At 37.7% G+C, this 13,890-nt stretch carries 18 protein-coding genes; 10 read left to right on the top strand and 8 right to left on the bottom strand.

The features are described 5' to 3' along the window. Window positions 1–28: 28 nt before the first annotated feature. From AC58NB_RS10980 to AC58NB_RS10990, 3 genes are all read left to right on the top strand, one after another. A complete protein-coding gene (locus AC58NB_RS10980) occupies window positions 29–1,771 on the top strand; it encodes a glycoside hydrolase family 13 protein (RefSeq protein ID WP_497426871.1) in 1,743 nt (580 codons plus the stop codon). 499 nt (window positions 1,772–2,270) lie between these two features. Continuing rightward, window positions 2,271–2,654, top strand: coding sequence for a hypothetical protein (locus tag AC58NB_RS10985; RefSeq protein WP_497426872.1), 384 nt, complete (start codon window positions 2,271–2,273; stop codon window positions 2,652–2,654). After that, window positions 2,644–3,132, top strand: a complete 489-nt coding sequence (locus AC58NB_RS10990) for an aminodeoxychorismate lyase (RefSeq protein WP_497426873.1) — start codon at window positions 2,644–2,646, stop codon at window positions 3,130–3,132. The genes AC58NB_RS10985 and AC58NB_RS10990 overlap by 11 nt, the downstream gene beginning before the upstream one ends. A 74-nt stretch (window positions 3,133–3,206) precedes the next feature. Here AC58NB_RS10990 and AC58NB_RS10995 read toward each other — a convergent pair whose 3' ends face one another. Both AC58NB_RS10995 and asnB read right to left on the bottom strand, forming a co-directional pair. Continuing rightward, complete coding sequence (locus tag AC58NB_RS10995; RefSeq protein WP_497426874.1) at window positions 3,207–3,755, bottom strand: DUF4240 domain-containing protein; 549 nt, start codon at window positions 3,753–3,755, stop codon at window positions 3,207–3,209. A gap of 254 nt (window positions 3,756–4,009) precedes the next feature. Next, window positions 4,010–5,860 carry an asparagine synthase (glutamine-hydrolyzing) gene (gene asnB / locus AC58NB_RS11000; protein WP_497426875.1) on the bottom strand — a complete coding sequence of 617 codons (1,851 nt, stop codon included), beginning with the start codon at window positions 5,858–5,860 and terminating at the stop codon, window positions 4,010–4,012. 222 nt (window positions 5,861–6,082) lie between these two features. On the opposite strand from asnB, the gene AC58NB_RS11005 reads away from it, so the two are divergent. Further along, window positions 6,083–6,652 (top strand): DUF2777 family protein, encoded by a 570-nt coding sequence (locus AC58NB_RS11005; RefSeq protein WP_497426876.1) that lies wholly within the window; start codon window positions 6,083–6,085, stop codon window positions 6,650–6,652. Window positions 6,653–6,786: 134 nt separating this feature from the next. On the opposite strand, the gene AC58NB_RS11010 is transcribed toward AC58NB_RS11005, so the two are convergent. The 6 genes from AC58NB_RS11010 to AC58NB_RS11035 all read right to left on the bottom strand — a co-directional run bounded on the left by AC58NB_RS11010 (window position 6,787) and on the right by AC58NB_RS11035 (window position 11,822). Next, window positions 6,787–7,479, bottom strand: coding sequence for a copper homeostasis protein CutC (locus tag AC58NB_RS11010; RefSeq protein ID WP_497426877.1), 693 nt, complete (start codon window positions 7,477–7,479; stop codon window positions 6,787–6,789). Between the two features lie 246 nt (window positions 7,480–7,725). Further along, entirely contained in the window at window positions 7,726–8,520 is a 795-nt protein-coding gene (locus AC58NB_RS11015) for a GNAT family N-acetyltransferase (RefSeq protein ID WP_497426878.1), read from the bottom strand. Between the two features lie 278 nt (window positions 8,521–8,798). Beyond that, window positions 8,799–9,173, bottom strand: a complete 375-nt coding sequence (locus AC58NB_RS11020; protein ID WP_497426879.1) for a YisL family protein — start codon at window positions 9,171–9,173, stop codon at window positions 8,799–8,801. 51 nt (window positions 9,174–9,224) lie between these two features. Continuing rightward, window positions 9,225–10,112, bottom strand: a complete 888-nt coding sequence (locus tag AC58NB_RS11025) for a fumarylacetoacetate hydrolase family protein (protein ID WP_497426880.1) — start codon at window positions 10,110–10,112, stop codon at window positions 9,225–9,227. Between the two features lie 16 nt (window positions 10,113–10,128). Continuing rightward, a complete protein-coding gene (locus AC58NB_RS11030) occupies window positions 10,129–10,632 on the bottom strand; it encodes a DNA topology modulation protein (protein ID WP_497426881.1) in 504 nt (167 codons plus the stop codon). Next, window positions 10,629–11,822: a DUF418 domain-containing protein gene (locus AC58NB_RS11035; protein WP_497426882.1), complete on the bottom strand. Its 1,194-nt coding sequence runs from the start codon at window positions 11,820–11,822 to the stop codon at window positions 10,629–10,631. The genes AC58NB_RS11030 and AC58NB_RS11035 overlap by 4 nt, the downstream gene beginning before the upstream one ends. A gap of 184 nt (window positions 11,823–12,006) precedes the next feature. Between AC58NB_RS11035 and AC58NB_RS11040 the strand changes: the two genes are divergently transcribed. Genes AC58NB_RS11040 through AC58NB_RS11065 form a run of 6 tightly spaced genes read left to right on the top strand, consistent with a single transcriptional unit; the run spans window position 12,007 to window position 13,886 of the window. Beyond that, window positions 12,007–12,228, top strand: coding sequence for a spore germination protein (locus AC58NB_RS11040; protein WP_497426883.1), 222 nt, complete (start codon window positions 12,007–12,009; stop codon window positions 12,226–12,228). A gap of 11 nt (window positions 12,229–12,239) precedes the next feature. Then, window positions 12,240–12,461, top strand: coding sequence for a spore germination protein GerPB (locus tag AC58NB_RS11045; RefSeq protein ID WP_497426884.1), 222 nt, complete (start codon window positions 12,240–12,242; stop codon window positions 12,459–12,461). A gap of 5 nt (window positions 12,462–12,466) precedes the next feature. After that, entirely contained in the window at window positions 12,467–13,075 is a 609-nt protein-coding gene (gene gerPC, locus AC58NB_RS11050; RefSeq protein ID WP_497426885.1) for a spore germination protein GerPC, read from the top strand. An 8-nt stretch (window positions 13,076–13,083) separates the two neighbouring features. Beyond that, window positions 13,084–13,260 (top strand): spore germination protein GerPD, encoded by a 177-nt coding sequence (locus tag AC58NB_RS11055; protein ID WP_497427046.1) that lies wholly within the window; start codon window positions 13,084–13,086, stop codon window positions 13,258–13,260. Between the two features lie 12 nt (window positions 13,261–13,272). Continuing rightward, complete coding sequence (locus AC58NB_RS11060) at window positions 13,273–13,668, top strand: spore germination protein GerPE (RefSeq protein WP_497426886.1); 396 nt, start codon at window positions 13,273–13,275, stop codon at window positions 13,666–13,668. Beyond that, entirely contained in the window at window positions 13,668–13,886 is a 219-nt protein-coding gene (locus AC58NB_RS11065) for a spore germination protein (RefSeq protein WP_497426887.1), read from the top strand. The genes AC58NB_RS11060 and AC58NB_RS11065 overlap by 1 nt, the downstream gene beginning before the upstream one ends. Window positions 13,887–13,890: the final 4 nt, after the last annotated feature.

A 13,890-nucleotide genomic window follows, 5' to 3' on the forward strand; every position in this document is an offset into this window, starting at 1 on the left:
TTCACTATATGGAGAGGAGAAAGATTATATGGATAGAGCATCTGTTATTCACTTTGCCCGCGATCAATTTATGTACAGTTCTTCATTAAATACCATCACGATTATGATTATGAGTAAAAAAAATGATATTAAAAAAATGGAATTAATACATGGAGATCCATATGAATTTAAAGATAGTGAATGGGTTTATAAGGCTGAGGATATGAAATATACGGGCAGCGATGAACTATATGATTATTGGAGACATACTATTGAACTACCGTACCGCAGAGCTCGTTATGCTTTTCACTTAACTGACACGAATGGCGAAACCGCTTATTTTTCCGAAAAGGGATTTTATGAGCAACTTCCTGATGTCGGTCTTCTATTTGCCCTACCATACCTCCACCATACAGAAGTATTCGGAGCTCCTGAATGGGTTAAAGATACGGTTTGGTATCAAATATTTCCTGAACGCTTTGCAAATGGCGATCACAAATTGGACCCTGAAGGTACTCTTCCATGGGGAAGCACAGAACCAACAACAACCAATTTCTTTGGCGGTGACTTAGCCGGTGTCATTGATCATTTGGATTATCTAAAGGATCTTGGTATAACAGGTATTTATTTCACACCAATATTCCATGCTTATTCCAATCATAAATATGACACGATTGATTATATGGAGCTAGACCCACAATTTGGTACGAAGGAAACATTAAAACAACTTGTTGAGGAAAGTCACAAACGAGGGATAAAAGTCATGCTTGATGCTGTCTTTAATCATAGCGGCTATCATTTCAAGCCATTTCAGGATGTCCTGGTAAAAGGGGAAGATTCCAAGTATAAGGAATGGTTCCATGCACACAGCCTTCCACTGGATGAAAAAAATCTCAACTATGATGCTTTTGGTTTTGTAGAAACGATGCCTAAATTAAATACAAAAAACCCAGAAGTAAGAGAGTATTTGCTAAATGTAGCCAAGTATTGGATTCGTGAATGCAATATTGATGGCTGGAGACTTGATGTGGCCAATGAAGTAGACTTTGATTTCTGGCGTGATTTTCGCAAAGCCGTTAGATCCGAAAATGAAGATGCCTACATACTCGGCGAAATTTGGCATGATTCCATGCCTTGGTTACGTGGAGACCAATTTGATGCCGTGATGAACTATCCATTTTTAACAGCTATTTTGGAAATGTTCGCCAAGAAGGACATTACACCTGCACAATTCGCTGAAAAAATGACGAAGGTCTACCATATGTATCCTCATACCGTAAATAAGACTGCCTTCAATTTGATTGGAAGCCATGACACACCAAGGATTTTAACAGAATGTAAAAACAATCTGGATGAGATTAAACAAATTTTCACGATATTACTAACCTTTACCGGCACGCCGTGCATTTATTATGGAGATGAGATTGGACTTGATGGCGAACAAGATCCAGGATGCCGTAAATGTATGCCTTGGGATGAAGAAAATCAAAACCTTGAGCTGCATAAGCACGTACAAACCTTAATCAACTTACGTAAAGAGTATAAAGTTCTTGCCAATGATGGCGACATCCTTTTTGTCGCTCATGATCCTGAAGTAGTCATGTATAAAAGAGAAAGTGCTGATTCTATAGCCTATGTTTGCATTAATCTCGGCAAAGACTCAAAATCTATCTCACTTGATGAATGGGAGAAAGCTGCACCTCTTTACATGGATTCCAAAAGCCAATGGGATAATAAGAACCAGCTTACTCTTTCAGAAAACGGGTATGCGATTCTATTACTATCTAAATAACCGGGAAGGCCATCTCTATTCTAAGATGGCCTTTTCCATTATCCCTTCGTACCACTCACTTTTCTTTGAACGCTCAATAAACCTAGTCGTTCCGCTTCTCTTTCCTCTAACCTATATCTTAAAGATGGCTAACCGTTTATCTCCTTCCAATAATAGATTCTACAAGTTCTGCTATTGTTTCACCAATCACTTCCACTCCCTCCTTCCAATCTGCATAGGTTTCATTTCTAAAACAAGGTACTTTTAAAACCCAACTAAATCTTCTACTCTAAACATCCGTTATCTCTCTACTTTTACCGTAACCATATTTTTTTGATAGAATACTCTATGTGGAACTTTTTTACATACCAAAAAATACAACAATGGATATATACTTATAGAGTTCATCTCAATAAGAAATAGATTACAGATTCTTTTCATTTTGGCGATTTCAGTCGTAATTTCTTTGATTTTCTATGTATAATAGGAAGAAGATTTTTTTTAGGAGGATTTAAAACCAATGAAAATAGCGCTAATCATTTTATTTAGTATAGCAGTCATTTTGCTCCTTATTTCATTTCTTAAAATGAAGAAGCAGGCGAAAGAGGAAACAAAGCAGCTGGATACCTATTATGCAGTTATGCTGGATGAAACAAATAAGCTACAGGAACAAATCAACAAACTAGAACTACATGAAGAAGTTACAGCTAAGGAAGCTGGAATCATGGGATATCACTCTGAGGAACGCCAAGCCATGATAAAAATGTTAGATTTATATAAACGCGGCTATTCCACTAAAAGTATTGCCTCTATTACTAAACTGACAGAGGATGAAGTGGTAGAACTGCTTGCTTCATATGAAAGTCCAAACCAAAGAAGGAGGAAAGTAACCAATGACGCCTAAAGTTTTAAGCAGTTTTGCTGCCGGAATAATTGTAGCAGCAGGTGTATGCGGGGCTGTATACTTTTCTTCCTCTGAGGAAGGAACAGTTACTAAAACTACAAAATCTCCGAAAAATACGGTTACTAAAGAAATAACAGAAGATGAGATGAAAGATAAGTTATCTTCTTTAGGATATATCATAAAAACAGACGATGAATATACAGCTGATCTGAAAGATGCAGCGGAACAAGCCGCACCGGAATCCCCTGACCAACAGGAGGAACAAAAGGTTATCTACAAGACGGTTATAAATGTTGCATCTGGTATGACAAGTATTGATGTGGCTAACGCGTTGGTTAAAGGGAAAATTATTGACAATGCTTCCAGTTTTACAAAAACAATTGAAAGCAGGAATTTATCTAACAAGTTAAAACCTGGCGTTTTTGAAGTCGATAGTACGATGTCACTAGATGAAGTAATTAGCCAAATTTTCAAGTAATAAATACGAGCCGGGAACCGTGTTGACTGCAGTCATCAATGGTTTCCGGCTATTTTTTATAATGCTACATTATCTTATCCTAGTGGTTCTTCGCCAAATCTTTCCCAAAGAATAGGAAATAGAACTTCCAAATCATCCTCTTCCCAATCAAATTCTATGTTAGGTACAGGCTGTAACCCCTTTTCTTCAAGAGCTTCTAAGAGCTCATCATCTATTTTCTCATCCCATTCAGTATCACCTGTCTTGATCAGGGTATAGGCATCTAATCCAACCGTTAGCATTTCTTCATTTTGCGGGTATCCTTCGTCATCGAGATTATCTTCATCTATGTATTCTGCTAAAAACTCAGGATTTTGCATGGCCTTGTTAAAGATATCTTCTCCCTGTCCAATCAACCACCCACGAAAATAATCAAAAGTATCGTCTGAACAGCCACCCATTAGAACATATGCCGCTCCCCATAAACGAGATTGATAACTGGCATTCATTAATTTTTGAAATAAAAATTCAAACTCAATGACCTCTTCTAGTCCTTTTTGAACCAGCACCTCTGTTAACCATTCCGTTTGTTCATCATATGCTTTGGACTTTTCAATTAAACGCCAAAATTCTCTCTCTCCCACTATATAACCCCCCATTCCGTAATTCTGATTACTATATTCGACATACATTAAGCAACTTCCTCTTTTAAGTAAACGGACACAAAATCAAAGAGTTACCTTAGAAACTCATTGATTTTCCTGAAACTAAAAACAAGCAATTAGGATATTTTCCACGTACTATAAATAAACTCATTTCACAGGTGAATTATCCATTATTAATCCAACAAATACATATCAAAAAGGCTGCCAATTAGCTCGGCAGCCCACAGTCTTACTCAAGAATCTTCCAAAACGATATTATAGTGTTTAAACCATAGATGCACCTGTATCAAATAGGCTAGTAATTGCGGACCGGACATTAATTGACCATACCATGGCGTCTTAAATGAAGATCCTCCTGATTCTACAAGTGCTTTCAGCTGATCCCTGTCAAAGAATTCGTATAAGGGAGAATCTGTATCCTCCAGCAGTTCTTCTAGCCACTTCTTCACCAGCTTTGTATAAAGGGGATTATGTGTTTTCGGATATGGACTTTTCTTTCTATACAGGACCTCTTCTGGAAGAATTCCCTTCAAAGCTCTTCGTAAAATGCCTTTTTCACGGTTATCTGCCATTTTCATATCCCATGGTATATTCCAGGCATACTCCACCAAGCGATGGTCAGCAAATGGAACCCGTACTTCCAAACTGGCTCCCATACTCATCCTGTCTTTCCGATCCAATAAATTGGTCATAAACCAGGTCATATTTATATAAAATAACTGCCTTCTTTTCGTTTCTAAATCAGATTCCCCTGATAGTAAAGGCGTCTCAAGTATGCTTTTTTGATATTTATCCTTTACATACTCTTCAATGGAGAGTTTATCTTGCCAATCTTTCCTAAGTAATTGATGTCGTTCATGTATAGAGCGCATCCATGGAAAAGTATCGTTTGCTAACTGTTCAGGATTATGAAACCACGGATAGCCTCCAAATATCTCATCCGCACATTCTCCAGAAAGACCTACGACATAATCTTTTTTAATTTTTCTGCAAAACCAGAGCAAGGAAGAATCAATGTCAGCCATTCCTGGTAAATCCTTTACCATCATGGCCTCACTCAGATTAGTAATCAATTCTTCCTGACTGATTACACAATAATGATGTTTCGTTCCAAATTCCTGGTTCATTAATTCAATCCAATGTCCATCTGCATTTGGTTGAAATTCGTTCGCTTGAAAATGGGCCGCATTATCTTCATAATCAATCGAGTACGTATTGAGAGCAGGTTTTCCTTCTTCTTGATATTGTTTGGACGCAATGGCTGTTATCGCACTTGAATCAAGCCCCCCCGATAGGAACGTACATAATGGTACATCTGAAACCAACTGTCTCTTCACAGCATCACCCACTAGAAAACGGACCTTTTCTGCTGTTTCATCCAGATTATCGCGATGTGCTTCACTCTTCACATTCCAATAACGATTAATCTCTATTCCATCCTTATTAAAGGTTAATGTATGGCCTGGACGGAGTTCCTTAATATTTTTAAATACTCCTGATCCCGGTGATCGAGATGGACCAAGTCCAAGTATTTCCGCCAGTCCTTCTCTTGTCAGAATCGGCTTAATTCCTGGGTGAGCCAGTATTGCTTTTATTTCAGATCCAAACAGGAATTGACCGTTTTGCAGGGAATAAAAAAAAGGTTTTACCCCTATTCGATCTCTTGCCACAAATAATTGTTGTTTGGCTTCATCCCAAATCGCAAAGGCGAATATCCCATTAAAAAAATCCACGCATTTTTCTTGCCATTCCATATAGGCAGTTAACAGAACTTCAGTGTCCGAATGGCCAGTGAATGAATATCCTTTTAATAATAGTTCTTTTCGAATATCTTCTGTATTGTAAAGTTCACCATTGTAGCATAATACAAACCGATTTCCATTTTTTTCACGGACCATAGGTTGCTTTCCACAAAGCGGATCGACCACAATGAGCCTCTTATGTCCTAAACCGACATGTTGGCTATCCCAAATATTCGTGTCATCCGGTCCACGTTTTGATAGTGTATTTGTCATTTTAATGAGAATCTCTTTCTCTTGATCAATAGATCGATTAAATTCAACCCAGCCAGTAATACCACACAAAATGCATCATCCTTTCAAACAAGCAATGGCCCATTCCTGCTATCATGATATGCTCTCGGCACAAAGTTGTTAATTGTCCAACTTTAAGGAACGGAGTTATAAAAAAGGATGCTTATGTTAAGAAATAGAAGGCAGTGCCATAAATTTTATGATTACAAAACGGAAATGCAGGAATTTGAGTTCTACATATGACTCTTTTATCTGCACTTGGAGGCGCACACATTGAAAAACCAACTTAGAATTCAACTATTAAGTAAGCAGCTAAGAGCATATACCGAAGGAATTTTTGAAAATATAAATGATCAATGGGTCTTTTTCGATGAAGAAACGGATGAGGCCTACCCACTTGAAGAATATATGAATAACGAAATATCCATCTATCGCAATAATCGCTGGCGTAAGGGAACTTTGGTGGAGGACGGAAAATTATTATCAGGTAAAGAAATTATATTTATAAAAGATGAGGATCAGGTTCGGATTAAAAAAAATTTACAATATTCATTAGAACGTTTACTTGAAGAATTACAGGACGATGCCTTCTTTCAATTCATCACAACGTTAAACAGCATGAATTTTTCTGTCTATGATTGTATATATGGATATAATCAACTATCCTTTTCATCCGCGGCGCAATTAACGGGTACGAACTTTTTTATCTTTGATAATGGTGACTATATCTGTTCTGTTCATCATCATTTTTACGAGCAGAATAAAGAACACAACCGCTTCGAATTCACCCTGAATACAGGCAAACGGATGGTCATCGAAAAGCTATTAAGGAATAAAGACTAAGGAATGAGGCAACAACTGTTTATCCTCTACTCCATTTTAAAAGGGTATAACTAAAGGGACTTCCGTCTGACGTCCCTTTGGTTAAAAAACAAAAAGAACACCCATCTAAAAATATGAATGTTCCCTTCTATCTATTACTTATCCCCCAAAAATTTAAACAAGTATTCGATTTTCTTAAAGTCGAACCCGTTGGCAAAAGATTTGTCTTTTCGGACCCCGGTTCCAAAATGGTACTCCTTTGCATTCAGGAATGTATGTAATTCCTTAATATTCTCTGTACCAAGGCCACCGCCAACCAATATCTCAGGACCTGACCATACATCTGATAAAGCAATCATCTGCTTTAGTTTTCCCCTGCCTTCATAAGCGCTTACTTTACCGCCGGAAGTTAGAATCCTTTTCACGTGCTGGGAATACTGACAAAGAACTTCAAGCCCATCTGCATGAGTTTTGAGTTCATCGAACGCCCTATGAAATGTAATATCAAAATGCGGTACTTCCTTTATTACTTTCTCCAAAAGAGCTTGGTCGATTTTTCCATTCTTCAGACAGCCAAATACAATTCCTTTTACACCCAAATCTGAAAAGGCTTGAAGTTCTTCCTTCATTGACATCCAATCGAATTCATCATATTCAAATGAATAGCCGTGCGGGCGCAGCATCACCTGAACAGGAAGCTTTACACCTTCGATGACACGTTTTACCGTCCCGTAACTTGGAGTCAATCCGCCTTCCGACATGGCTGACACCAATTCCAACCGGGTAAAGCCAAGCTGTTCTGCTTTAATGGCATCTTTTTCATTTTCAACAATGCATTCAAAAATCATATGATCACCTGCTTCTCGTTCACACTATTAAATCCACGGATTGTTATCCCGGAGAAAAAATTAGTTCATAAACTTTATTATAACAAAATGAACCGTTAATTTTTTAGGCGATACGTATTAGTATTATAAGAGTTTTTAGTTAGAATTAATATTATCACTACTACAAAAAATATAGGTTTGACTCACTCCATCAATTTAGAAAGAAATGTCCCCATGAATGACAAAATCACTTTCTTACATATGGGGCTAAATGTTAAGTTCTTCATTCATTGGAATTATAACAGCGTTGCACGCTTTTTCATAAAATTCCAACGGGCCAGCCTGCCCAATAATAGCATATTCATAGTCCTTTTCTTTCATTTCTCTTAAGCAATGATGAAGGAGAGTGTATCCTATTCCTTGCACACGGTTTGATAAAGAAGTACCCATTGGACCGAACAATCCTTTCTTGTTTCTACCTACATCAAAGCAAGCAAAACCATTAATCTGGTTATTTTCAATTGTGATGAAAATAGGAATATTCTCTTGTGACAATCCGTTTTCAACCGCTGCGATCCATCTGTTTCCAAATTCATTTTCTACAAAAGACTTTAACCATGTAGCATCCTTTTGCTTTGCTTTCCTACAATGTATATTACTTGTTGAAATGATTGGGAATTCATAATCCTTTAGAGAAACAATCATATCTCTTGGAGATGATACGATTCCAAGTATGCCTGAAATATCTAATCCATCCAGTATGGCACTTGTTGAATCGTCATTGCTTCTAAATAGCGCATCAGCCAAATGACCCTCATTTAAATAAACTTGTTTAAAATGTTTCATTCGGTTACATGCATTTAGTAGTACCTCTTCAGTCGACAAGGAAATATTTATTGTAAAGGGTTCATAACCAATCCCTAATTCATATCTATTGGGATATATTCTCTTAACTCGCTCATTTACTAAATCCAAAAGTTTAGGATATTTAAAAGAGAGCTCAGCACAGACTCCTGTCTTCTCGAGCAATATACCTGATACTAAATGGGCTGGATAAACCATATTTGTTGTTCTTTTGGCCTCGATTTCTGCATATTTAAAAATTCTTAACGTACGTTCAGTAAATTTCAGGGACCCTCATCTCCCTTCTGATTTTTTTAAGAATTCTAGAAGAGTAATTGAAAAACCTTTAATTTGAAAAATTTTACACAAAATTCTTCCCAGGATTGGGAGGTCATATCTTTTCGGATTAACTAAATGGCAAGGCTCCCCTCCCAACCACTCTTTCTACGAAAATAGCCAAAATAAAAAGCTCAGTCTTCATCGACTGAGCCACTTTCTTATCCGAATAATTGAATACCAAATGGTAATCTAAAGCCAAGCAATATAACTAAAACAAATGCAATCCAAAACTGGATCAAGAATGATTTGTGATTTTTTCCTTTTGATCGCTTCACATTTGTCATTTCCATTGCAGCAATTACCCAAACACCAATAATTGTCTTGGCAATATATTCGCCATTAATATTGGAAACATTCATTAACATCATGATACCAGTTGCAATAATTAATATGTATAGTACCCTATTAATCATCATCATTATTTTTAGATTTTTACCTGTCATCTTTAAAGATACTAAGAACACAATAATAGATAACACCCACATAAAAATATGTTCATAAGTTCCACCCATAAAATCCCCTACTTTCAGCATTATTCAACATAATAGTAGCATAATAGCTAACATTGTTCGACTATTACGTCCTTACTCTGTACGTATTGTCGATTTTAATGTTCCAATTGATTCAATGGTTATTTCAATCACATCACCGTCATGTAAATAACGCGGTGGTTTAAACCCTTTTCCAACGCCGGCCGGTGTACCCGTTGCGATGATATCTCCAGGCTCTAATGTAATTCCTTTAGAAATAGTTGCAATGATTTCATCAATCGGAAACAAAAATAAAGATGTTCTGGCATGTTGCCTTGTTTCCCCATTAACTTTTGTTTCAATTTCAAGATCTTCTGGATGCGGAATTGCCTCTTTTGAAACAATCCAAGGACCTATCGGACACGTACCATCCAAGCTTTTTCCCAGGAAATACTGTTGATGCCTCGATTGTAGATCACGTGCTGTAATGTCATTTAAGATCGTATATCCGAAAATATGATTATAGGCTTCTTCGCGGGATATGGAGGTTCCCTTTTTGCCAATCACAATAGCCAACTCTCCTTCATAGTCCAGCTCATATGTTACTTCACTATGAAGTGGCACAGGTTGTTTATGAGCATTAACCGTTGTTGGAGCCTTTGTAAACACAATCATATTTTCTGGGGGAACACCGCCATCAAACTCTGTTGCATGTGCTGCATAGTTTTTACCTACACAAAAGATATTTTTGCGTGGTCTTGGCAGCGGAGCTAACCATATCAATGAATCAATTGATCTCCCCTCTATTTTCTCTGCAGCCTGCTCCCACTCTTCAAGCTTCGGCAGCCATGAATCAGATTCTTCAATCAAGTCCTGCAAGGTTGTCGGCAGCCCTTCGAGATCCGGGCAGCTTTGTTTAATTGCTTCCAAAGAATAAAAAGTATCATGATGAATAAGTCCAGCTACAGATTGTCCATTTTCCTTAATTGTTGAAAATTTCATTTTTCATCCATCCCTTCTAAGATAAGTTGGCAAGCCACTTTTGTAACTGTTTCCTATTTCTAAAATGGTAAATCTGTTTGTTATCTATCTTATGAAGCTTCTCACGTAACCTCGGTGCCTGTTTCTTTTCAAATTCCCATATCCAATGGATAAATTCCCAATCAAGCTTTTCTGGGCATCCTTCATTCAGATCTGGTCGTGTCTTTCCATGATACATAAATCGCCGTTTAATCACTCCATATAAACAAGACCATCTAGAATAATCGAGGAAAATAACCGTGTCTGCTTGATTTAAACGAATATCCATACTCCGATTGTAATTGCCATCTATAATCCATAAGGGTTTACTGGCAAGCCTGCTGACAATCTCATCCCATTCGTTTTCCGGAGTTGGAATCCAACTTGGACGCCAATAATAGGAATCCAGATGATAAACGGGTAGACTCAATACTGACCCAAGTTCTTTCGCCAAAGTAGACTTGCCTGTCCCTCCGCTTCCGACTATCATGATTCTTTTCATTGAGAAGCATCAACCTCCTTTTCCCGCTTGAATAAAGGTTTATCCCAGTACGTAACGATTCTCCAGACATATTCAATGGGACCCATTCTAAAATAACGCAACCAAAATTTCGCAAAGACCAGTTGAAACAGGACAATCAAGAGAGCTAGGATGGAGCCCATAAATGCTCCTACATCCCCATATAATCCAAGTCCATAAGAATAAAAGAGGAACGTACATATAATTGAGTGCATGAGGTAGTTCGTAAGTGACATACGTCCCAGCCTGACAAATGGAACAGCTATTTTTCTTAGCCTAGGAGATTTATCATAAAAAAGAGTCAAACTAGTGATAATAGCCAATGTTAATAATGGGCCTCCAAACGTATCCTGCATGAATACACTCGCATAATTGTGGCCCGATAGATAGGGATACATTTTTAAAATCAATCCTATTGGCAATGATACCAAGAGAATTATTACTAATTTTCTCTGATGGAGTTTCAGATTGGTGAGCCATTCCAGCTTAGCAAATGCCATCCCTGCTAATATACATGGAAAGACTGACAAAAATATAAAGATTGTATTAGAGGATATATTAACTATAACCCACTCATCAAATCGGTAGGAGAAAATCTCCATAAACGACCCGTTTGAATAGATCGTAATGGCTTCATTTACTTTTGAAACATTGGTTTTTATAAGATCAGGTGCTGAATCCACGAATTCAATAAGAAGCATAAGCATCCCTAAACTTCCATACGGAATGGCGTATAACCAAATCGATATCCTGAGCAAAGTTTTACCTGACAATCTATACATAAGTAATAATAAAAGTCCGCATACCGCATACGTAATCAGAATATCACCATGCCAGATAAAAAAAGCATGAAGCATTCCAAGAAAAAGTAAAAATATCATCCGTCTCGAAAATAGAGCAGGAAATGAAATTCCCTTTTGTTCTGCTCTATTGATCAAAAGAACGGCGCCAAACCCGAATAAAAAGGCAAATAACGGGTAAAAATTCCCCTGGGCCAAAATATCAATGAGTGCATATGTATAGCGATCTATTTTATTTTCCCAATAATCATATTCAAGGTATAAAAAGGGCGAATGAAAATCGAGCATGTTTACCAGCAGTATTCCTACAATGGAGATCCCTCGTAAAAAATCTATGACATGTATCCTGTTTTGGTCCTTTATAGATTGCAAATCAATCACCTCACCTTTTCCTAATAATTCCTTTTAATACCAGTTTAGCAGTTTCTACAAAAATTCCCTATCAAAATATCATTATAGCTAAAAAACAGGAGGCCCCTCACCTTTCAGCCCATTCCACATATACTGATAAAGAATTAGTAAGGAAGGTACAGAGATACCCAAGGAAGGTGTACAAATGCCAGGTATTGTAGGTATTGTCCAGATTCTCAGCGTTGGGAGCAGCGGTGTATTTAATGTAGGGGATATATATAAAGTTACTCCCTACTCTAACGCCAAAACATTTTCCGGAGCGGGTTCTTTTAATACGGGTGACTATGTAGCGGTAAACAATCCTTATAGTGCCACGAATACGTTTGATGCAGATACCGTTGACCAACCAATTGCATTTACGTTATAGAGGTGATAAAAATGAACTTCTTTGTTAAACAAACCATTATGATCAATACCATTAAAATTAATGCAATTGCCAATGCATCCGTCCTGCAAATCGGAAGTGCCGGTATCATAAAATCGAAATCTCTTATGACTAATTCCGGTGGATTTGAGGCACCGGCTCCGGAAGCCCACCATCCCTTTTTTGCGACTGATGAGAATACCCCACAGGTCCAAGTCCAAAATAGGAAAGGATGAGTCATTTGCAACAGGATTTAACCCAATTCCTATACTATTTACAAAATACGCTCGAGGGCCAACAACAAGCTATATGTAAGCTTGAAGACGATATAAAGAAATTAAAAGAAGAATTAACAGCGACAAAACAACAAGCACCGATTCGAGTGGACCGGATTGAATATAAATTTGATCAATTGAAGGTGGAAAGATTAGAGGGAACCTTAAATATAGGCCTTACTCCATCCGATTTAGAAAAAATTGATGAATTGGCAATCGATCATCAGACCCCTCCCGGTCCATTTCTCTTTCCAGCCCGTGATGAATTTGTCCATCAACTATCGAGCGAAATCTTACTTGATCTCACTACTAATAAGGATGAAATTTTTAAAAGAGCCGAAAAGATATGTGAGCAAAAAGCAGATGATACGATGCGTTCCTTTATCATGGAGGACCTTGCCAGACAGCTGCCACAGCGGATTCACCATTATTTAGACCAAACGCCGCCACATAACCGGGCAGAGCATAAAATACCAGATATCCGGGAGCAAATATCAGAAGTGTTGAAAACGGATATCGAAAACGCCATCATCAGGTTTATAGAAGTTTATCCTAATTCCATGAAGGAGCCGTGAGCAGCGTGATGAATTTCCATGTCGTAAACGAACAAATTAAGGTTGGTTGTATTAAATTAATATCAGTATCAAGCTCTTCTGTCATTAAAGTAGGCGACACAGAAACCATGCAGTTATTTGCTGCATCTGACACTCCTTTAAACGCCTTAGAATTCGGGCCATTGCAGCCGATTGTCAATCGCTAAGAGGATGATGATATGTGGGAAAAAACATCGATTGTTAATAATATACATGTATCCATATTATCCAGAGGATCGACCTTCGATATAGGTGAAGTTCAATATTATTACTCTGTTGATAATGTCCTTGCCTATCAACGTGAGCAGGAAATTTTTTATGGACAGGAAGGAAATTTTGGCGATTACAAAGTGTTTTACAAAGTACCGGATTTCGAACCAATCGATGAGATGATTACTATTAATTTTGAAAATCCCAATCCCTATCTTTTTGTGGATTGTATCAGAACACAGGCTATCTCAGCCTCCTCCTTATTACAAATCGGAAACGGACGTTTTATCCGTTCCGAAACCAGGGTTATGAATGTCAGACAGCTTATGGAACAGTCTAAAAACGTTAGAAGGGAGGAAACTTGATGCCTGCTCTAGTCGGTTCCGTTCAAGTACTTAATGCAGGAAGCGGAATTATTCAATTCGGCGACTCCCTTGTTATATCACCAAAATATGCCACCAAAAGTGTAAATGGTTCAGGGTCCGGAATTACCGGAGGCGTTATTTTTGATACTAACGGGATTAGCGGAAACTCTGTTATTGGCATAAATGGAGTTGACCAGCCAATCTCAGCCAACAATTAAATCG

Source organism: Pradoshia sp. TA40_28, assembly GCF_059694525.1.